Genomic DNA, 19586 nt, shown 5'->3' with positions numbered 1-19586 from the left:
TTGCCGACGTCAGCTTCGAACGCGTCGCAGCGTCATCGCGTGACGGAACCGCGACGCGGGATGCGCGTTGATGGTGACCTGGGCGACCTGCCCATCGGAGGTGGTGTACGTGCGGTGTACCTCCAGCGCAGGGGTGCCGGGCTCGACCTCGAGTTCGGGCGCCAACTCCGGTGAGATCAGCACCGCGGAGATCTCCTGCTGCACTTGGACGATACTCAGTCCAAAGAGATCCTCGATCAAGGGGAAGATGGGACCGCTGTGACGCTGCAGCAGTCTGCCCACCGAGGCGAAGGCCCGGTTGATGTAGTACTCGGTCCAGCACAGCGGAACGTCGGACGCCTCGCTGCGCCGGAAGCCTTGAACGACAAGCCATTCCTCGCCGCAGCCGAGCCCGGTACGCGCGGCGAGGTCGGCGTCGACGACTGCCATCTTGACCGAATCGATCGCGAACCGGGCGCCGGTCGCAAACGCCAGCAAGTCGTTGATCGACACCACGTCCTGCACATAGGAGTCCGAGGAGGGCCGTGGAACCACCAGGGTGCCCGCCCGCGGCCGGGACGACACCAGGTTGTCGTCGCGTAGCCGCCGCAGCGCCTCTCGGACCGTGTAGCGGCTGACCGAGAATCGCTCGCACAGCTGGTGTTCGGTGGGCAGGTGAGAACCGACGGGGTACACGCCGTCGACGATCTCTTTCCGCAGCGTTCGCGCGACCTGCAGGTACCGGTGGTCGCTGGCCCGAACGTCAGCCATGGGCGTCGACCCGGCGTAACGCCAGGACGCTGCCGTCTGCGTCAGCCGAAAGATAAAGCGTGCCATCCGATCCGGCCGTGATACCGGCGAACGGACCTTGCGGCCCGGAGAACGGCGGCATTCCGCGCAATGGCTTGGGGACGACGCCCGGGGGCGCACCGACGGGTAACTCAGCGGCGATTGTGCTTCGAACCTGACGGTCGAGGTCGAACGCGATCAGGGCCTTAGCGCCGGCGTCGACGACATACAACTGCCTGTCACGCACCAGCAGCCCTTGCGGTCGCAGCAGCCCGTCCAGCACCGTTTCGGTGCCTTTCGTGGCGCCTGGCCCGTTCACCTTGATCACCCGGCCGGCACCGGTTTCGGACACGAGGCAACCGCCGTCCGAGCCGATGACCACACCGACCGGCTCGCGCAATCCGGCAGCCAACACCTCGACGCTGCCCGACTCGATCGACAACAGCCGGCCTGTGCCCAGCTCCGTGACGACAACAGCGTTGCCCGGGGCGATCGCCACGCCATAGAGCTGATCGAATCCATCTGCCAGGACTTCGCTTTCGCCGACGTCGGGCCGATAACGACAAACCTGGCCGCCCGAGGTGGTAACGACGAATTCACCGGGACCCGAGGGCACCACGCCCCGCAAGAACCCCGGATAACCCGGCGTGAACAGCATGCCGACGGTGCTCAGCTTTCCGGCCGATTCCAGCGTGTAGAAGTAGGTTCCGTCAGCGATGTAGAGCCTGCCGTCTGCCCCCACCGCCAGGTCCAGCGGCCAGTTCAACCCGCCCGGCAGCACAGTCCGCGTCTGCCCACCGCCGAGTATCTCAGTGATCTCACCGGTGAAGTTGGAGACGAACAGCCGCTCGCCGGCAAACGTCACATTGTCCAGGCCGGGGTTGAGGTCGGCCAGCACAACACGTTCGCCGCTGCGCGGATCTATCTGCAGCACCTGGCCGCTGTGCACCTGGGTCGAGACGATCCGACCGTGAGCGTCGAATTTGACCGCGTCAGGAACACCGAGATCACCGACGACCCGTTCGGCCGCACCGCCGTCGGGATGAACTCGCCAGATCTCGTTGGCTCCCATCAGCGGGAAGTAGAGAAAACCGTCGGGGCCCACTTCCATTGCGTTGGGGGACGGTAGGTTGTCCAGCAGCACCCGTGGGGCGCCGCCGTCGCGGTCCAGCTCGAGCAGACGCCCGCCCTCGCGGCATTCGCCGACGAACAACCGGTTCTGGTGAAACGCAATGCCGTTGGCGCAGGGAATGTCGTCGCGCAGCACCCGGGTACGGCCATCGGCGCCGCGCACGCTGACCCGCCCGTCCATCACCTCGGTGGCATACAGGTTGCCCTGTGCGTCGAACGCGACGTCGTCGGGGGCGATGATGTCACCGCCTTTGGCGCTGACTGTGTGCAACCGGTCGCTTGCGAGATCCAGCGCGCTGATCTGACTTCCGGTGACTTGGGCGATGTAGATGCGGCCGTCCGGGCCGGTACGCAATCCGTTGGCGCCAAACAACCGGCTCGGCGGCGTCACCCGTTCCAGCCGCCAGCCTGCCGCGATGTCAGGCAGCGTTCCCGCTGCATAGCGGCCGTCGTGCAGTGACATTTCGGTGGCCACTGTGGTCCTTCTGGGGTCTTTCCGTCACAACCGGCTTCAGCTGTCGGGACCATAGCAGCGCTGGCTAGTCCAGACAATAGGGCCAGGCTCCATGAACTGCGGGCCTTGACGCGACACCGCACGGAGAGAATCATGTTCTCGATTATGTATACAAGACTGTCTTGTCCGGACAAAGAGGTTGCTCAGGTGGGTTCCAGGTGGGTCTGGACAGCTTGCTGAACCTGGACGGCCGCGTCGTCGTGGTGTCCGGCGCCGGGGGCGGCGGCATCGGCACCACCGTGACCCGCAAGCTTGCCCAAACCGGTGCGACCGTGGTCGCGGTGAGCCGGCGGCAGGACAATCTGGACCGCCATCTCGGCCCGCTGATAGCGCAAGGTTTTCCGATCGTGCCGGTCACCGCCGACGCAGCCACCGATGACGGTGTCGCGGCCGCAGTGGCCGCCGTGCGAAGCACGGGCGGCGCATTGCACGGTCTGGTGAACGTCGCGGGCGGCGCGGCGCCCTCGACCTGGATGCCCTCGACCCGGGTGACCCGCTCCGACTGGCGGGAATTGTTCACCCAGAACCTCGAGACCGCATTCTTCATGAGTCAGGCGATTGCCGCGGAATTGCGCGCGCACCGGCGGCCTGGATCGATCGTTTCCTTGTCGTCGATCAGCGGAATGAACACCGCGCCATACCATATCGCCTACGGTGCGGCCAAGGCGGCGCTGGTGGCCGCGACCCGCACCATGGCGGTCGAACTGGCTCTGGACGACATCCGGGTCAACGCGGTAGCCGCCGGGGTCACCGCGACACCGGCATCGCAGACCTACGTCGACGACGACGCCGACCGCGATCGGCGTGCCATCGCGATGGGACGGCGGGGCCGCCCGGACGAGGTGGCCGGCGCCATCCTCTTCCTGCTGTCGGACCTGTCGAGTTACGTCACCGGCCAGACGCTGCTCGTCGACGGTGGGCTCAGCCTGAAGTGGACACACCTCGACGCCGACAACACCTCCCTGTTTCTCAAAGACGAGTCGTTTCGCGCCGCCATCCGACGCTGGGATGACGACGCGATCGGTACGGAAGTGAGGGTGCAATGACCGCAAACGGTGAAACCGTCGCTGCCGCTTCCGAGCTCACCGAGCCGGTGACGATCGGGGTGGAAGCCTACATCTCCGAGGACTATGCCCGCGGCGAGCGCGACAAGCTGTGGCGCAAAGTATGGCAACAGGTCGGGCGCCTCGAAGACCTGCCCGAGGTGGGCAGCTACCTCACCTACGACATCCTCGACGACTCCATCGTGGTGGTCCGCACCGCCCCGGACACGCTGAAAGCCCACCACAACGTGTGCATGCACCGCGGTCGCCGACTCGTCGACGTTCCGTCCAAAGCCAAGAACGCCTATGGGCGCGCGCGGAAATCCTTCGTCTGCGGCTTCCACGGCTGGACCTACGACCTGGACGGCGCCTGCACGCACATACCCGAGCAGCAGGACTGGCAGGGCGCACTGACAGCGGACAACACCCGCCTGGCCGGCGTCAACGTTGACACCTGGGGCGGCTGGATCTGGGTCAACATGGACCCGGACTGCCAGCCGCTGCGCGACTATCTCGAGCCCGCCGCCACCATGCTCGATCCGTTCGCCCTGACGGACATGCGCTGCAAATGGCGCAAATGGCTGGATTTCGGCTGCAACTGGAAGGTCGCCGTCGAGGCTTTCAACGAGACCTACCACGTCGCGACCACGCATCCGCAATTCAACAAGTTCGGCAGCTTTCGCGGCTGGGCCAAAGCGCAGGGCCGGCACAGCAACATCGGGTACGACGCCCCGAAAGATCTGGAAAGAACCAAATCCAAGATCCGGCTCGGCGCCGGTGCCGACCCGCGCCTGTCGACCGCCGAGATGCAGGCTTACACCCTGACCGAAACCAACGCCACCACCACGAAAACACTGGTCGACGCCGCCCTTCGACTGGCCGACGAATTGCCCGAAGGAACACCCGCCGACCAGGTGCTCGAGCACTGGCTCAGCTCCGCGCGCCGGGACGACGAAGCCCGCGGTGTGCTCTGGCCGAGAATTGACCCCGACCATCTGGCGAAAAGCGGGACGGCCTGGCAGCTTTTCCCCAACTTCCAGATCGGACAGGGCTTGACCACCGCCCTGTGCTACAGCGCCCGACCCAACGGCTACAACCCGAACTCGTGCATTTTCGAAGCCGCGTGCTACGAGCTCTACCCGAAAGGGGAAGAGCCGGAAACGACGTGGGAGTACACCCCGGAGGGTGATCCGAGCTGGCGCACCGTATTCCCGCAGGACTTCTCCAACATGGCCGCTGTGCAGCGAGGAATGAAATCACTCGGCTTCCCCGGCACCAAGCCCAACCCGTACATGGAAACCAGCACCGCCAACTTGCACCGCAACCTGGCCACATACATGGGTACCGGCGCACCACGCGAACTCCGCGGAGAGTGACCGATGACCGCGGCACGGGCCGGGAGTCGTCCGGCATGACGACCGAGTGCGGACCCACCAGTACCCCCGATGACATCGACATCTCGGCGTTGCGTGAGAAGTACCAGCAGGAGCGCGGCAAACGGCTGCGAGACGAAGGCTCCCGGCAGTACGTGGAGTTGGAGGACGACTTCGCCGGCTACTACGAGACTGATCCGCACTGTCCGCCGATCACCCGCGATCCAATATCGGCCGATATCGACGTCGCCGTGCTCGGCGGCGGCTTCGGGGGGCTGCTGTCAGCGGCGCATCTGAAGAAGGCAGGTGTCGAAGACGTCCGGATCATCGAGTTGGGTGGAGACTTCGGCGGCGTCTGGTACTGGAACCGCTACCCCGGCATTCAGTGTGACAACGAATCCTATTGTTACATACCGATGCTCGAAGAACTCGACTTCATGCCGACGAAGAAATTCGCCGACGGTGCCGAGATCTACGAGCATTGCCGGCGCATCGGAAAGCATTTCGGACTCTACGACGCCGCGATCTTCTCCACCCAGGTCCGTGCCTTGCGCTGGGACGGGGAAATCAAGCGCTGGCGAATCGAGACCGACCGCGGCGACGACCTGCGCCCCCGGTTCGTCGTCATGGCCTCAGGGCCCTTTCACCGGCCGAAACTGCCGGGCATACCCGGCATCAAGGAGTTTCAGGGCCACAGCTTTCACTCGTCGCGCTGGGATTACGCCTACACCGGCGGGGACAGCAGTGGCGGGCTACACAAGCTTGCCGACAAGCGGGTCGGCCTGGTGGGCACTGGCGCCACCGGCGTGCAGCTGGTGCCCTACCTCGGCCGATACACTCAGCACCTCTACGTCTTTCAGCGCACGCCGTCCTCCGTGGATGTGCGCAACAACACGGCGACCAACCCGGAATGGGTGAAATCGCTGCAGCCCGGCTGGCAGAAGGAGCGCCAACGCAACTTCCACGCCTGGACGTTCGAGGGAATGGCGCTGGGCCAACCGGACCTGGTTTGCGATTTCTGGACCGAGCTGGGCCGCAACACCGCGGCCCGGGTGCTCGCCCTGGACGACCCAGCGTCGTTGACCCCGGAGCAGTTCATGGCAATCCGGGAAGAAGAAGACTACAAAGTCATGGAACGATTGCGCCGCCGGGTCGAAGCCACCGTCGACGACGAAGACACCGCGGAAGCGCTCAAGCCCTACTACCGATTTCTGTGCAAACGGCCTTGCTCGAACGACGAGTATCTGGCAACGTTCAACCAGCCCAACGTCACGCTGGTCGACGCGTCGTCGTCCAAAGGTGTCGAGCGGGCCACCGCAAACGGTTTAGTCGCCAACGGTGTCGAGTACGAGCTCGACTGCGTCATCTACGCCAGCGGATTCGAGATCACCACCGAGATCAGCCGGCGCTACTCGATCGACACCATCGAGGGCCGCGACGGCCTGTCGCTGTTCGACTACTGGCACGACGGCTACCAGACGCTGCACGGGATGACCAGCAGAGGTTTCCCCAACCAGTTCTTCACCGGCTTCACCCAGGTCGGCATCTCGGCCAACATCGCCGCCAACTACGAGCTGCAGGGCGAGCACATCGCCTACATCATCGCCGAAGCTCTGGCGCGCGGTGTGACCACCGTCGAGCCGAGCCGGGAAGCCCAGGACGAGTGGTGTAAGGCCATCCGCGACAACGCAATCGACAACTCGGCGTTCGACCGTGAATGCACGCCCGGCTACTACAACAACGAAGGTGGCGGCGGCGGTGAGGGCATCCGGTCGCATCTCGGTGAGCCCTACGCCCCTGGCTTCTACGCCTTCGGCGACCTGCTGGCCGACTGGCGCGCCTCCGGCGGCCTCGACGGTCTGGTGCTGGGGCAATGAATGTTTCCCGAACAGGAATGCCTGAACTCAGATTCGACGATCGAGTGGCCGTCGTGACCGGCGCCGGCCGCGGACTGGGACGCGCCTATGCGCTAATGCTCGCGGCGCGGGGCGCACGAGTCGTCGTCAACGACACCGGCAGCAGTCTCACCGGCCACGGGGCCACCCCCGGCCCCGCCGACGAAGTGGTCGACGAGATCCGCTCAGCCGGCGGAGACGCCGTCGCGTGCACCGAATCGGTGGCGACCCCCGCCGGCGGCCGGGCGATCATCGAGGCGGCGCTGAATCACTTCCGGCGCCTCGACATCGTCGTCCACAACGCCGGCACTGTTCGCCGAGCACCGCTTACCGACATGAGCTACGACGACTTCGAGGCGGTTCTCGATGTCCACCTGCGGGGCGCCTTTCACATCGTGCGGCCGGCGTTTCCGGTGATGCGCCAAGCCGGTTACGGGCGAATCGTGCTGACATCGTCGATCGGCGGTCTGTACGGCAATACCAACGTGGCGAATTACGCGGCCGCCAAGGCCGGCATCATCGGCCTGTCCAACGTCGTGGCGCTCGAGGGCGCTGCGGACAATGTCGTCTGCAATGTGATCGTGCCTTCCGCGGTGACCAGAATGGCGGAGGGACTGGACATTTCGGCCTATCCCGCGATGGATCCCGAACTGGTGGCGCCGGTGGTGGGTCTGCTGGCGCACGAGTCCTGCCCGATCACCGGTGAGATGCTGGTGTCCATCGCCGGCCGGGTGGCGCGCGCCGTTGTCGCTGAGACCCCCGGCGTCTACCAGCCGTCCTGGTCGATAGAGCAGGTGCGCGAACAGCTGGGCGCCATCCGGGACTTGAACGCGCCGTTGATCTTTCCGCCGGTGCCCGACGGTCACGCGGAGCACATCCGCTACAGCTTCGGGATGGCCAACGGGGCAAGCTTGGAGGGGGCCCACCATGGCTAGGCCCGGCAACTCGCAGGGGCCGCTGGCCAGGGTGCGGGTGGTCGACCTCACCGCGATGGTGATGGGACCGTACTGCACTCAGATCATGGCCGACATGGGCGCCGACGTCGTCAAAGTGGAGCCGCCCGCCGGTGACAACACCCGTTACATCTCGGTGGGTCCCGAGCCTTCGATGAGCGGTGTCTTCGTCAACGTGAACCGCGGCAAACGCAGCGTCGTGCTGGACCTGCAGTCACAGGCCGGCGCAACCGCGCTGCGGACGCTGATCGAAACCGCGGACGTGTTCATCCACTCGATGCGATCCAAGGCGATCGCCCGCCTCGGCTTCGACTACGAGCAGGTCGCCGCCATCAATCCGGCCATCGTCTACACCAACTGTTACGGCTACAGCCGGCGCGGACCGGACCGGGATTTGCCGGCTTACGACGACACCATTCAGGCGGCTTGCGGGTTGCCGGCGGTGCAGCAGCAACTCACCGGTGAAGCCAGCTATGTCGGCACCATCATGGCCGACAAGGTCGCCGGCCTGACTGCTTTGTACGCGACGGTGATGGCGCTGTTTCACCGTGAACGCACCGGTGAGGGGCAAGAGGTCGAGATCGGCATGTTCGAGACGATGGCCTCGTTCATGTTGGTCGAACACGCGAACGGCGCCATGTTCGACCCTCCGCTCGGCCCGGCGATCTATCCCCGCACGGTGGCGCCGAATCGGCGGCCCTACCGCACCAGCGACGGCTACATCGCCGCGCTGATCTACAACGACAAACACTGGAAGGCGTTCGTCGATGCGGTGCGCCCGCCGTGGGCAAGCGATCTGTACGCCACTCTCGACCGCCGGGCACGCCAGATCGACACCGTGTACGCGTTGATAGCGCAGACATTGCAGGAGCGGACAACCGGTGAATGGCTGGCGCTGTTCCGTCGACTCGAGATACCCGCCGCGCCGCTCAGCACGCCGGCTGCGCTGTTCGACGATCCGCACCTGAATGCCACCGGATTCTTCGAAACCGTCGACTCCCGGCACGGGCCGGTGCGTTTCCCGGGGGTGCCCACCTGGTTCTCGCGCACGCCCGGCCGGGTTGCGGGGCCTGCCCCGGAACTCGGCGCCGACACCGCCGAAGTGCTCGACGAGGCGGGCCTGGCGACAACGGATGCGGCCCCAGCCGGCCCGCCCTCGAGAAGTCAAGGAGTAGTGACATGAAAGTACCTGTGTATCAGCGCATCCTGGACCTCTTCGAGGCAGAAGGTGTCAACACGCTCTACGGCATTCCCGACCCGAACTTCGTGCACATGTTCCTCGAAGCCGAATCGCGTGGCTGGACTGTGGTCGCGCCGCACCATGAAGAGAGCGCCGGTTTCATGGCGGAAGCGACATCGCGGATCACCGGCAAGCCCGGCTTGTGCATCGGCACGCTGGGGCCGGGAGTGGCGAACCTGGCCGGGGCGATGATGTGCGCCAAGGTCGAGAATTCGCCGGTCATCTTCCTCGGCGGCCAGCGGGCACGGGTCACCGAGCGCCGGGTGCGCCGCGGGCGTATCCAATTCGTGCAGCAGGAACATCTTTTCAAGGCCGCGGTGAAATACAGCGCGTCAATCGAATACGCCGACCAAACCGACGAGATCATCCGCGAGGCGATCCGCCGGGCGGTGTCGGGCACCCCGGGTCCCGCCTACGTCGAATATCCGGCGCATGTGATCACCGAGGAGCTCGAATTGCCGGAGCCCGCGCCGCCGAGCAGCTACCGACTGGTGAATCAAAGTGCCGGTGCCCGTGAGGTCGCTGAGGCGGCGCAATTGATCGCCGCGGCCAAGCATCCGATCCTGTTGGTCGGTCACGGGGTGCACACCTCCCGCACCGGGGAATCGGTCAAAGCCCTCGCCGACGCGCTGCAATGCCCGGTGATCCAGACCTCGGGGGGCACCTCGTTCATCGCCGGGCTCGAGGACCGCACCTTTCCCTACGGCTTCTCCGAAGCAGCGGTCGAAGCGGTGGTCACCTCCGACCTCTGCGTCGCGCTGGGCACCGAGCTCGGCGAGCCGGTCCACTACGGGAAGTTCCGCCATTGGGCGGACAACAACGCCAACCGCAAATGGGTCTACGTCGAGCAGGATCCGCTGGCGATCGGCGTGAACCGGCCGGTCGACGTGCCGTTGGTCGGTGACTTACGTGCCGTCGTACCGCAATTGGTGAACGCCCTGCAAGATCGGCAACGCCCGCCGGCGCCGGATCTCGACCGTTGGATCAAACAGGACACCGAGCAGCTGGCCAAACTGGCTGATGCTGCGCCGAGCGGTCAAATTCCCATCCACACCGCGCGTTTCGTGGTGGAAGCCACCAAAGCTTTTCCCAAGGACGGCATCATGGTGCGCGACGGCGGAGCAACCGTCATCTTCCAGTGGACTTACTCGCAAGCCAAGCCGCACGACGTGATTTGGAATCAGAACTTCGGCCATCTCGGCACCGGTCTGCCCTATGCCGTCGGCGCTTCGGTCGCCGACGGCGGCAAGCGGCCGGTCATGCTGCTGACCAGCGACTCGTCGTTCCTGTTCCACATCGCCGAACTGGAGACGGCCGCCCGGCTACGGCTACCGCTGGTGTGCGTCGTCGGGGTGGATCACCAGTGGGGTCTCGAAGTCGGCGTGTACAAGCGGACTTTCAGTGACCAGACCGCCGAAACCGGTGTGCACTGGAGTAAGAACGTCCGCTTCGACAAGATCGCCGAGGGCTTCGACTGCCACGGCGAGTATGTGGAACGCGAAGAAGACATCGGTCCGGCGATCAAACGGGCCTATGCCAGCGGACGGGCCGCTGTGGTGCATGTCTGCATCGACCCGAAAGCAAACTCCGAGGAAATGCCCAACTACGGCGAATTCCGGACCTGGTACGCCGAAGGCACGCAGTAGCCGGAAAGAGAAGCCATGCGCGAATACCTGAAGTTCTACATCGACGGCCAGTGGATTGATCCGGTCGAGCCCAACATCATCGACGTCGAGAACCCAGCTACTGAGCAGGTTTCCGGCAAGATCGCGCTGGGCGCCGCGGCCGACGTCGACAAAGCGGTGACCGCCGCTCGGCGTGCAGTGACAACCTGGTCGCAGAGCAGCCGAGAGGAACGTCTGGATCTGCTGCACGCGATCCTGTCCGAATACCAGCACCGCGCCGGTGATCTCGCCGCCGCGGTGACGGAGGAGATGGGGGCGCCCGCTGCGCTCGCCGCGGGCGCTCAGGTCGGCCTGGGCCTGGGCCACCTGTCGACGGCCATCGACAACCTCAAGAACTTCGCCTTCTCCCAGCAGCGCGGGGCGACGTTGGTGGTGAAAGAGCCGATCGGGGTGTGCGGCTTGATCACCCCGTGGAACTGGCCGCTGAACCAGATCGCCGTCAAAGTGTTCCCGGCACTGGCGACTGGCTGCGCGATGATCCTCAAGCCGTCGGAGGTCGCGCCCTACTCGGGTCAGGTATTCAGCGAGGTGCTGGATGCCGCCGGGGTGCCTGCCGGTGTCTACAACCTGATTCACGGCGACGGTTCCGGGGTGGGCGCTGCGCTGGCCAGCCATCCCGGCATCGACATGGTGTCATTCACCGGATCCACCCGTGCCGGAACCGAGGTCGCCAGAAACGCTGCACCCACGGTCAAGCGGGTGACTCAGGAGTTGGGCGGCAAGAGTCCGAACATCATCCTCGACGACGGAGACTTCGCCAAGAACGTCAGCAGCGGTGTGGCCAACATGATGACCAATTCGGGTCAAAGCTGCAGCGCGCCTTCGCGGATGCTGGTCCCGAAAGCGCGGATGGACGAGGCGACTGCCGTGGCCCGCAAGGCGACCGAACAACTGACCGTCGGTGATCCCACCGGCGAGGTCGATTTGGGGCCGGTGGCTTCGAAGGCGGGATTCGACAAGGTGCAGCGGCTCATCCAGAAAGGCATCGACGACGGTGCCACCCTGGTGGCCGGGGGCACCGGACGACCAGATGGACTGCAGCAAGGCTATTACGTCAAACCGACCGTCTTCGGCGACGTCACCAGTGACATGACCATCGCGCGCGAGGAGATCTTCGGCCCGGTGCTGTGCGTGCTGGGCTACGACAACCTCGACCACGCTGTCGAAATCGCCAACGACACCGACTACGGTTTGGCCGGCTATGTGGCCTCAGCCGATTTGGGCAAGGCACGCGACCTGGCCCGCCGGATTCGGGCCGGCTGGGTGGTGATCAACGATGCCTTCGACTTTCAGGCGCCCTTCGGCGGCTACAAGCGCAGCGGCAACGGCCGCGAGTGGAGCGAATTCGGCTTCGACGAGTATTTGGAGATCAAAGGCGTCCTGGGCCACACACCTCAATAGGCAACCCCAGTAGGGGTGTCTCCGCTTGCGAAGGAAAGAGTGCGATGTTTTCGGCGATTCTGATCGATAAGGGTGAAGCGGGCCAGTCCGCTGCGCTCACAAGCCTCGACGATGAACAGCTCCCCGAGGGGGATGTCAGCATCGAGGTGGAATTCTCCACCTTGAATTACAAGGACGGGCTCGCCATCACCGGCAAGTCGCCGGTCGTACGCAAGTTCCCGATGGTACCGGGCATCGATCTGGCCGGCGTCGTCACCGAAAGCACCCATGCTAAGTGGTCGAAAGGCGACTGGGTGGTGCTCAACGGTTGGGGTGTGGGCGAAACCCATTGGGGCGGACTGGCTCAGCGTGCGCAATTGAACGGCGACTGGCTGGTGCCGCTGCCCACGGCGTTCAACTGCAAACAGGCCATGGCGATCGGTACCGCCGGCTACACCGCGAGCCTGTGCGTGGACGCGCTACTGGCCCATGGAGTGCGTCCCGAGCAGGGGGAGGTGCTGGTGACGGGCGCGACGGGCGGCGTAGGCAGCGTCGCGATCGTGCTGTTGACGGCGGCCGGGTTCAAGGTGGCCGCTGCGACCGGAAAACATTCCGAGGCAGCGTATCTGCAGGAGCTCGGCGCTGTCACCGTGCTCGACCGCGCCGAACTCGGCCAGGCCGGTAAGCCGTTGCAGAAAGAGCGCTGGGCCGGCGTCGTCGATTCGGCGGGCAGCCACACGTTGGTGAACGCATGCGCTCAAACCCGATACGGCGGAGCCGTCGCCGCATGCGGATTGGCTCAGGGCATGGATTTCCCCGCGACCGTGGCCCCTTTCATCCTGCGCGGCGTGACCCTGCTCGGCATCGACAGCGTGATGGCGCCCACCGAGCGGCGCCTTGCCGCGTGGGAGCGGTTGTCGCGCGACCTGGATCCGACACGGCTTGACGCGATTGCGCGGGAGGTTCCGCTGTCAGAGGCGATCGTCGCTGCGGGTCAACTGCTGGACGGACAGGTACGTGGCCGCATCGTCGTCGACGTCAACGGCTGACCGGGAGCCTTGATGAGCGCGAAGCTAACTCAGACCGACACCGCCGAACTCGACCTTTCCGACGTCGATCACCGGGTCGGCAAGCCGGTCGGCGGCGGACAGTTATGGGATCCTTGCAGCACCTCCGATGTCCGCCGGTGGGTGATGGCGATGGATTACCCGAATCCCTTGCACTGGGACGAAGAATTCGCCCACGCATCGAAGTTCGGCGGCATCGTCGCACCGCAGTCGATCGCCGTCGCCCTGGACTACGGACACGGCGCACAGCCGGCCTGTGTGGGCCGTATTCCGAACAGCCACCTTATTTTCGGCGGCGAGGAGTGGTGGTTTTACGGCTGCCCGGTGCGGCCCGGCGACAAACTGTTCCAGGAACGGCGCTTTCACGACTACAAGGTGGTGCAAACAAAGTTCGCCGGGCCCACTATGTTCTCCCGCGGCGACACCGTGCACACCAATCAGCACGGCGCCCTGGTGGCCCGCGAGCGCTCGACCGCGATCCGTTATCTGTACGACGAGGCGACCAAGCGCGGCATGTACGACAACCAACTCGGCGAGGTGAAACGCTGGAGGCAGCAGGAGCTGATCGACATCGAGCGGGTCCGACGTGACTGGCTGATGTCCAATCGCACCGGGCTGTCACCGTTTTTCGACGAGGTGAAGGTGGGAGACACGTTGCCGCGCCGAGTGATCGGCCCGCACAGCATCGCCTCGTTCACCACCGAATACCGGGCGTTTCTGTTCAACATCTGGGGCACCTTCCACTGGGTCGCGCCGGAAGGTGTCGACGATCCCTGGGTCAATCAGGATCCGGGCTGGGGCGAGGATTTCGCGTTCGACGAGGAGGATGCCAGGATCGATCCGCGCAAGCGGGACGGGTTGTACGTCGGACCCTCGCGCGGGCACATCGACAGCGACCGGGCGAGCCAGGTCGGCATGTCCCGCGCCTACGGCTATGGCGCGACGATGGGGGCCTGGTGCACCGACTATCTCGCGTACTGGGCCGGCCACGACGGGCTGGTGCGCCACTCCAAAGCCGACTTCCGCGGTCCGGCTTTCGAGGGCGACGTGACCTATTTCGACGCGGAGATCATCGATAAGCAGACCGACTCCGCGTGGGGCGTACCCCTCGTGCAGGTGAAACTACGCCTGACCAACCAGGACGGCAAAGTGCTGGTGGACTGCACTGCCGAGGTCGAGTTGCCGCGGTAGACCATGGCCATCCGCACGAAACCTGCCGCAGTTGAGGGGCTGTCCGTTGTGTCCGGTCCACCGCTGGTTGAGGAGCCTGGGCTCGGAGCACTCACCCTGCCGGGCTTCCTTCGCGAAGTGATCACCAGGTTCAGCGGGCGTGAAGCCGTCGTGGCGCGCACCGGTGAAACCGTTACCCGCTGGACCTACGCCGAGCTGTGGGAACGGGCGATGGAAGTTGCTCGCGCCCTGCGCGCAAGCGGCCTGGGCAGGGACGGCCGCGTGGGAATCTTGATGACCAACCGCCCGGAGTGGATCGCGGCGGTGTTCGGCACATCGCTGGCCGGTGGTGTGGCCGTCACGCTCAGCACCTTCTCGGCTCCCTCCGAGCTCGACTATCTTCTGCGGTCTTCTGCGGTCTCAGTGCTGTTGTTCGAGCGCGAGGTGCTGGCCAAAGACTTCGCCGCCGTGCTCACCGAGCTTGAGCCCGAAATCGTCAGGATGCCGCCGGGAACGCTGCAGTCGGAGAGGTTCCCGTTTCTGCGCCGCCTTGTGGTGATCGGTGAACCGTTGCCGGGCATCGATTCCTGGGAGGTGTTCCTGGCACTGGGCCGTGATCAATCGCGCGAAGTCGTTGAAGCCACGGCTGCTGCAACGCATCCGAGCGACGCCGCCGTGGTCTTCTTCTCCTCCGGATCCACCAGCAAACCGAAAGGCATCCTCAGCAGCCACCGCGGCGTCACCATTCAGATGTGGCGGTTTCGCCGCCTGTACCGGTTCGGCCCGGCCGATAACGTCCGATGCTGGAGTGCCAACGGTTTCTTCTGGTCCGGCAACTTTGCGATGTCGCTCGGTTCGACGCTGGCCAGCGGTGGCGCCCTGGTCCTGCAACCGACGTTCAACGCCGTCGAAGCCCTCGACTTGATGGCCGCCGAGCACGTCAACTTCCCGTTCGCCTGGCCGCACCAGTGGGCCCAACTCGAATGCGCCGCCAACTGGCCCGACGTGGATTTGAGCAGGATGCGGTTCGTGGATTTCAAGACGCCCGTCGCGCGCCATCCCACGGTCTCGGTGGAATGGTACGAACCGGGCCACGCCTACGGGAACACTGAAACCTTCACTATCACCACGTGCTATCCGGCGGACACACCGCCCGACGTCCACGCCGACAGCAGCGGTATCGCCCTGCCGGGTGTGACGCTGAAAATCGTCGATCCGCTCACCGGCCATGTCGTCAAGCGGGGCGACCGCGGCGAAATCTGCGTCAAGGGCCCCACGCTCATGCTCCGCTACCTCGACACCCCGCTGGACGAGATCCTCGACTCAGAGGGCTTTTTCCCCACCGGTGACGGCGGGTATGTCGACGACGTCGGCCGGCTCTACTGGGAGGGCAGGCTGACCGACATCATCAAAACCGGCGGCGCGAACGTCTCGCCACGCGAGGTCGACGAGGTGCTGGTTGGACATGCCCTGGTGAAAGTGGCGCAGACCGTAGGCGTCCCGCACGAGACCTTGGGCGAAGTCGTCGTCGCCTGTGTGGTGCCGCACGACGGAACGACACCGCAGGTCGAGGATGCCGAAGCCATCCGCGGGTTCGCGCGCGAACGCCTGGCGAGCTACAAGGTTCCGCGGCACGTGCTGTTCTTCAGCGAAGACGAGATCGCACTCACCGGCAACGCGAAGATCAAAGCCGGTGAACTTCGGGAATTGGCAGCCAAGCGCCTGCGCACCGCGTCGACACAACCGACTGGCCGCATCCCGACGGGCTGAAAGACCCACTCGGATTCGGTCGCTTTCCCCGCCGTGTCGTCCGCTCGGCGGCCCCTCGTGCATTTAAGCTTTGCCCTGATTCACAGCCCTGATTCGACAGAGAGGGACATCGACGTATCAGCGGCAACGACAGCGTCGTTCGGCCAGATGGTCAGGACACGCAGCAATCCAGCAGCGAACCGGCCAAAAAAACGCCCGCGCCAGTTCGTGGTGCTCGGCGACCCCGCTGGATAGCGCCCGTTCCGCGTCGGCACCGTCCCGCCACTTGGAGTCGTAGCGCGGGCACCCGCCCGCGGCGTAAACCCGGCATCCCCGCTCTGGATGGGCTGCGGGCAGTAGCTGTCGCGCTGGTGCTCGCAGATCACGGTGGCCTCGCCGGCATGGGCGGCGGGTTCATCGGCGTCGACGTCTTCTTCGTGCTCAGTGGGTTTCTCATCACCTCGCTGCTGCTCGACGAGCTCGGCGGGAGTGGTCGGATCGACCTGCCCGGTTTTTGGATTCGCCGAGGCCGCCGGCTGCTGCCTGCGCTCGTGCTGATGGTGCTGACCGTCGGCGCGGTGCGGCAACTGCTTCCCACCGAGGCCGTCGCCGGGCTTCGGGGCGACGCGATCGCGGCGTTCTTCTGGGTGGCGAACTGGCGGTTCGTCACGGCGCAGACCGATTACTTCACTCAGGGAGCGACACCGTCACCGCTACAGCACACGTGGTCGCTGGGGGTTGAGGAGCAGTTCTACTTCCTCTGGCCGCTTCTGCTCATCACGTTGGCCGTTTCGCTCGCCGCGGCCGCGAAACGCCGCGGTGCCCGGGCCACCCTGGGTTCGGTCCGGTTGGTCGCCTTCCTCGCCGCCACCGCGGGAGCACTGGCCTCGGCGGCAGTAGCGGTCAACATTGCATCCGACGCCGCGCGTGACCGGGTGTATTTCGGCACCGACACCCGCGCGCAGGCCTTACTCATCGGTGCCTCCGCCGCGGCGTTGCTGGTCGAGGACTGGTCAGCGCTGAACCGGGGCTGGTCGGTGATCCGCACCCGGTGGGGGAGGCGGGTCGCGCGGGTGCTGCCGATTGTCGGCTTGGCAGCGGTCGCGTTCGTCGCACACCGGGCTACCGGCAGCGCGCAGGAATTCCGTGGCGGTCTGCTGGTCGTGGTCGCGATCGCGGCTGTCGCAGTGATCGCCTCGGTAGCGCTCGACCAGCGCGGCGCGGTGGCCCGGGTGCTGGCCTGGCGTCCGATCGTGGGGCTGGGCGCCATTTCCTACGGCGTCTACCTTTGGCACTGGCCGATGTTTCTGGTGCTCAATGGGGAACGCACCGGCTGGTCGGGAACACCGTTGTTCGGGGCGCGCTGTGTGGCGACCGTCGCGGTCGCGGCGGCGTCATGGTGGTTGATCGAACAACCGATCCGACGGTGGCGGCCAGTGCGCGTCCCGCTGTTGCCGCTGGCGGGCGCGACTGTCGCGTCCGCAGTCGCAGTGACGGTGCTGCTGGTGCCGATGCGCACCGGTCCGGGAGCGACATCGGAAAGCATTCTGCCGCCCGGAGTGTCGGCGGTCGCTGCAGTGTCACCGTCCCCGCCGGACAACCCTGTCGCCCCGCAGCCAGTGGCCCAGCGAGACCCCAACCGTCCTTTCACCGTCTCGGTCTTCGGCGATTCCATCGCGTGGACGCTGATGCACTACCTGCCGGACACCCCGGGCTTCGACTTCGTCGACCACACCGTCATCGGATGCAGCCTGGTGCGCGGCGGCCCGTACAAATACCTCGGTCAAACCCTCGATCCGAAACCGGAATGCGATACCTGGCCGAGCAGATGGTCGGCGCAGATCGCCCGCGATCGGCCCGACGTCGCACTGCTGATCATCGGTCGCTGGGAGACGGTGGACCGGGTCAACGAGGGTCGCTGGACCCATATCGGTGACCCGTCGTTCGACGGATATCTCACTCAAGAGCTGCAACGCGCGCTCGCGGTGCTGCACTCGACGGGTGCCCGACTGGTCGTCGCCACCGCGCCCTACAGCCGGCGCGGTGAGAAGCCGAACGGAAGTCTGTGGCCCGAGGACCAACCGGAACGAGTCGACCAGTGGAACACGATGCTGCACGGGATCATTGCGCAACATCCGAACATCGGAGTACTCGACCTGAACAAGAAATTGTGCCCGAACGGTGTCTACACAGCCAAGGTCGACGGTGTGCAGGTGCGCAGCGACGGCGTCCACCTCACCTCGGAAGGGGTGGATTGGCTGACGCCGTGGCTCGAGGATTCGGTTCGGTGACGACCGTTAAGTGATTGCCCGACAGCTTATTTCCATGCTGTCGGCGTCGCGGGCGTGGAAGTTGACGCTCACGTAACCGTTGTCCGGGTCGCGCAAGTAGTGCAAATACGGCTTGGCCTCCGCCATCTCGGTATTGTCGGCGACGATCAGCGCTCCTGGCGTCAGCTGTGGCTCGATCAGCTTGATTACGGGGAGATACAGCTCCTTCCAGCCGTCGAGCAGCACGAAATCCACCGGGCTCGTCACGTCCTTGAGCGTGCTGAGAGCGTCGCCTTCCAGAACGGTGATCAGGTCATCCAGGCCGGCTTCGGCGAAAGTCCGCTTGGCTGAGGCTATCTTGGCGGCATTGAGCTCGGTGGTCACAACCCGGCCGCTGCCGTTGTCGCGTACCGCCGAGGCGAGATGAAGAGCGGAGATACCGAACGACATGCCGAATTCGATGACCGTCGTCGGGCGGGTACCCCGGACCACCAGGTACAGCAACCGGCCGGCCTCCGGGGTGACCGGGATGTAGAGGTCACTGAACGCGTCGGCGCGTTCCTGGATGCTTGCCTTCGACAGTCGTTGGAACTCGTCGCGCCGGTCGTGCAGTATCTGCCGCTGCTGCTGTGCTTCGGCGTACATCCGATCCAGAACGGTCTTGACCCTCGGGTCGTGCAGTGTTGTGGCCATGCCACCGACAGTAGGCGCTGTCGCCGCCGGTGAGCGGCTCGCCGGACAAACCTTTTGTTCGTTTGACGTGACCGCTGCGCGGTGCCACCATGAACTGTGCAAGCACCTCGCTAGGTGAGGCGTCTGCAGGGATACAGGCCACTGACCCCGAACGTCGAGAGACGCCCCGGGTCAGGACAGCTCTTCCCGGCATAAGGGTTGAGCCCAAGTGGCTTCCGGGACAATTCAGTCCCTGGATACGCCCTGCAGTGCCGAAGCTTCGACGAGAGGGGTGCGGGCCCGTCGATCCAGTCGGGCGCCCAATCTCCTTGTTTGCGAGTAGATGTCGTGACACCCGCGTGTGTCCTGGCCGCGAGGAGGTGAGGGCGAGATGAGTCCGAGCGATAGTCCATATCCGTATCCGGGGTGCATTTCGCCTCAGCCAGGCCCCAGCACCTCAGCCGCCTGACATTTTCGCGGCCACCGACCGTGCCGCTTCGCACTGCCGACTTCCGCTGTTCGCCGGCTAATTAATGCTGTTGTCTCACAGCACCTTTGACGACCTCCGCTGCCCGGATCGTGGGCAGCCGCCGCATGGCAATCCTGAGTTGGAGATACCCGATGACTTCTTTTTCCGCCGCACTGCCCGGCGCCGGCCTCGACACCGGCGCCCGGG

At 65.3% G+C, this 19586-nt stretch carries 14 protein-coding genes and 1 riboswitch; of the genes, 11 read left to right on the top strand and 3 right to left on the bottom strand.

Annotation, left to right across the window (positions count from 1 at the left end):
• Positions 1-9: 9 nt before the first annotated feature.
• On the bottom strand, positions 10-750 hold the full coding sequence (locus WA317_RS12785; RefSeq protein ID WP_425173380.1) for a GntR family transcriptional regulator: 741 nt from the start codon (positions 748-750) through the stop codon (positions 10-12).
• A complete protein-coding gene (locus WA317_RS12780; protein ID WP_425173400.1) occupies positions 743-2362 on the bottom strand; it encodes an SMP-30/gluconolactonase/LRE family protein in 1620 nt (539 codons plus the stop codon). Before WA317_RS12780 ends, WA317_RS12785 begins: the two co-directional genes overlap by 8 nt.
• A gap of 215 nt (positions 2363-2577) precedes the next feature.
• On the opposite strand from WA317_RS12780, the gene WA317_RS12775 reads away from it, so the two are divergent.
• The 11 genes from WA317_RS12775 (at position 2578) to WA317_RS12725 (ending at position 18259) form a co-directional block, all read left to right on the top strand.
• On the top strand, positions 2578-3459 hold the full coding sequence (locus WA317_RS12775) for an SDR family NAD(P)-dependent oxidoreductase (RefSeq protein ID WP_425173399.1): 882 nt from the start codon (positions 2578-2580) through the stop codon (positions 3457-3459).
• A complete protein-coding gene (locus WA317_RS12770; protein ID WP_425173379.1) occupies positions 3456-4832 on the top strand; it encodes an aromatic ring-hydroxylating oxygenase subunit alpha in 1377 nt (458 codons plus the stop codon). The genes WA317_RS12775 and WA317_RS12770 overlap by 4 nt, the downstream gene beginning before the upstream one ends.
• Positions 4833-4867: 35 nt before the next feature.
• Positions 4868-6706, top strand: coding sequence for a flavin-containing monooxygenase (locus WA317_RS12765; RefSeq protein WP_425173378.1), 1839 nt, complete (start codon positions 4868-4870; stop codon positions 6704-6706).
• Between the two features lie 17 nt (positions 6707-6723).
• On the top strand, positions 6724-7659 hold the full coding sequence (locus WA317_RS12760) for an SDR family NAD(P)-dependent oxidoreductase (protein WP_425173377.1): 936 nt from the start codon (positions 6724-6726) through the stop codon (positions 7657-7659).
• Entirely contained in the window at positions 7652-8860 is a 1209-nt protein-coding gene (locus WA317_RS12755; RefSeq protein ID WP_425173376.1) for a CaiB/BaiF CoA transferase family protein, read from the top strand. The genes WA317_RS12760 and WA317_RS12755 overlap by 8 nt, the downstream gene beginning before the upstream one ends.
• The gene (locus tag WA317_RS12750; protein ID WP_425173375.1) at positions 8857-10563 is read left to right on the top strand and encodes a thiamine pyrophosphate-binding protein; all 1707 of its coding nucleotides are present in this window, start codon (positions 8857-8859) and stop codon (positions 10561-10563) included. Before WA317_RS12755 ends, WA317_RS12750 begins: the two co-directional genes overlap by 4 nt.
• A 15-nt stretch (positions 10564-10578) precedes the next feature.
• The gene (locus WA317_RS12745) at positions 10579-12003 is read left to right on the top strand and encodes an aldehyde dehydrogenase family protein (RefSeq protein WP_425173374.1); all 1425 of its coding nucleotides are present in this window, start codon (positions 10579-10581) and stop codon (positions 12001-12003) included.
• Between the two features lie 44 nt (positions 12004-12047).
• Positions 12048-13031: an MDR family oxidoreductase gene (locus WA317_RS12740; protein ID WP_425173373.1), complete on the top strand. Its 984-nt coding sequence runs from the start codon at positions 12048-12050 to the stop codon at positions 13029-13031.
• A gap of 12 nt (positions 13032-13043) precedes the next feature.
• Positions 13044-14240, top strand: a complete 1197-nt coding sequence (locus WA317_RS12735) for an FAS1-like dehydratase domain-containing protein (protein WP_425173372.1) — start codon at positions 13044-13046, stop codon at positions 14238-14240.
• A gap of 3 nt (positions 14241-14243) precedes the next feature.
• Positions 14244-15989, top strand: coding sequence for a class I adenylate-forming enzyme family protein (locus WA317_RS12730; RefSeq protein WP_425173371.1), 1746 nt, complete (start codon positions 14244-14246; stop codon positions 15987-15989).
• 230 nt (positions 15990-16219) lie between these two features.
• Positions 16220-18259 (top strand): acyltransferase family protein, encoded by a 2040-nt coding sequence (locus WA317_RS12725; RefSeq protein WP_425173398.1) that lies wholly within the window; start codon positions 16220-16222, stop codon positions 18257-18259.
• Positions 18260-18265: 6 nt separating this feature from the next.
• Here the strand turns inward: WA317_RS12725 and WA317_RS12720 are convergent, their stop codons facing one another.
• Positions 18266-18931 carry an O-methyltransferase gene (locus WA317_RS12720; protein ID WP_425173370.1) on the bottom strand — a complete coding sequence of 222 codons (666 nt, stop codon included), beginning with the start codon at positions 18929-18931 and terminating at the stop codon, positions 18266-18268.
• Positions 18932-19030: 99 nt separating this feature from the next.
• Positions 19031-19209: riboswitch (M-box (ykoK) riboswitch) on the top strand.
• Positions 19210-19586 lie beyond the last annotated feature (377 nt).

The sequence above is a fragment of the Mycobacterium sp. genome (genome assembly GCF_049802695.1).
GTDB lineage: Bacteria > Actinomycetota > Actinomycetes > Mycobacteriales > Mycobacteriaceae > Mycobacterium.
This window is presented reverse-complemented; position numbering and strand designations above follow the sequence as displayed.

Bases quoted from the DNA above. Each gene is read 5' to 3' on its own strand.
- WA317_RS12740 (WP_425173373.1), top strand. From the start codon at position 12,048: ATGTTTTCGGCGATTCTGATCGATAAGGGTGAAGCGGGCCAGTCCGCT.
- WA317_RS12760 (WP_425173377.1), top strand. From the start codon at position 6,724: ATGCCTGAACTCAGATTCGACGATCGAGTGGCCGTCGTGACCGGCGCC.
- WA317_RS12745 (WP_425173374.1), top strand. From the start codon at position 10,579: ATGCGCGAATACCTGAAGTTCTACATCGACGGCCAGTGGATTGATCCG.
- WA317_RS12750 (WP_425173375.1), top strand. From the start codon at position 8,857: ATGAAAGTACCTGTGTATCAGCGCATCCTGGACCTCTTCGAGGCAGAA.
- WA317_RS12735 (WP_425173372.1), top strand. From the start codon at position 13,044: ATGAGCGCGAAGCTAACTCAGACCGACACCGCCGAACTCGACCTTTCC.
- WA317_RS12785 (WP_425173380.1), bottom strand. From the start codon at position 750: ATGGCTGACGTTCGGGCCAGCGACCACCGGTACCTGCAGGTCGCGCGA.
- WA317_RS12770 (WP_425173379.1), top strand. From the start codon at position 3,456: ATGACCGCAAACGGTGAAACCGTCGCTGCCGCTTCCGAGCTCACCGAG.
- WA317_RS12720 (WP_425173370.1), bottom strand. From the start codon at position 18,931: ATGGCCACAACACTGCACGACCCGAGGGTCAAGACCGTTCTGGATCGG.
- WA317_RS12780 (WP_425173400.1), bottom strand. From the start codon at position 2,362: ATGTCACTGCACGACGGCCGCTATGCAGCGGGAACGCTGCCTGACATC.
- WA317_RS12730 (WP_425173371.1), top strand. From the start codon at position 14,244: ATGGCCATCCGCACGAAACCTGCCGCAGTTGAGGGGCTGTCCGTTGTG.
- WA317_RS12755 (WP_425173376.1), top strand. From the start codon at position 7,652: ATGGCTAGGCCCGGCAACTCGCAGGGGCCGCTGGCCAGGGTGCGGGTG.
- WA317_RS12765 (WP_425173378.1), top strand. From the start codon at position 4,868: ATGACGACCGAGTGCGGACCCACCAGTACCCCCGATGACATCGACATC.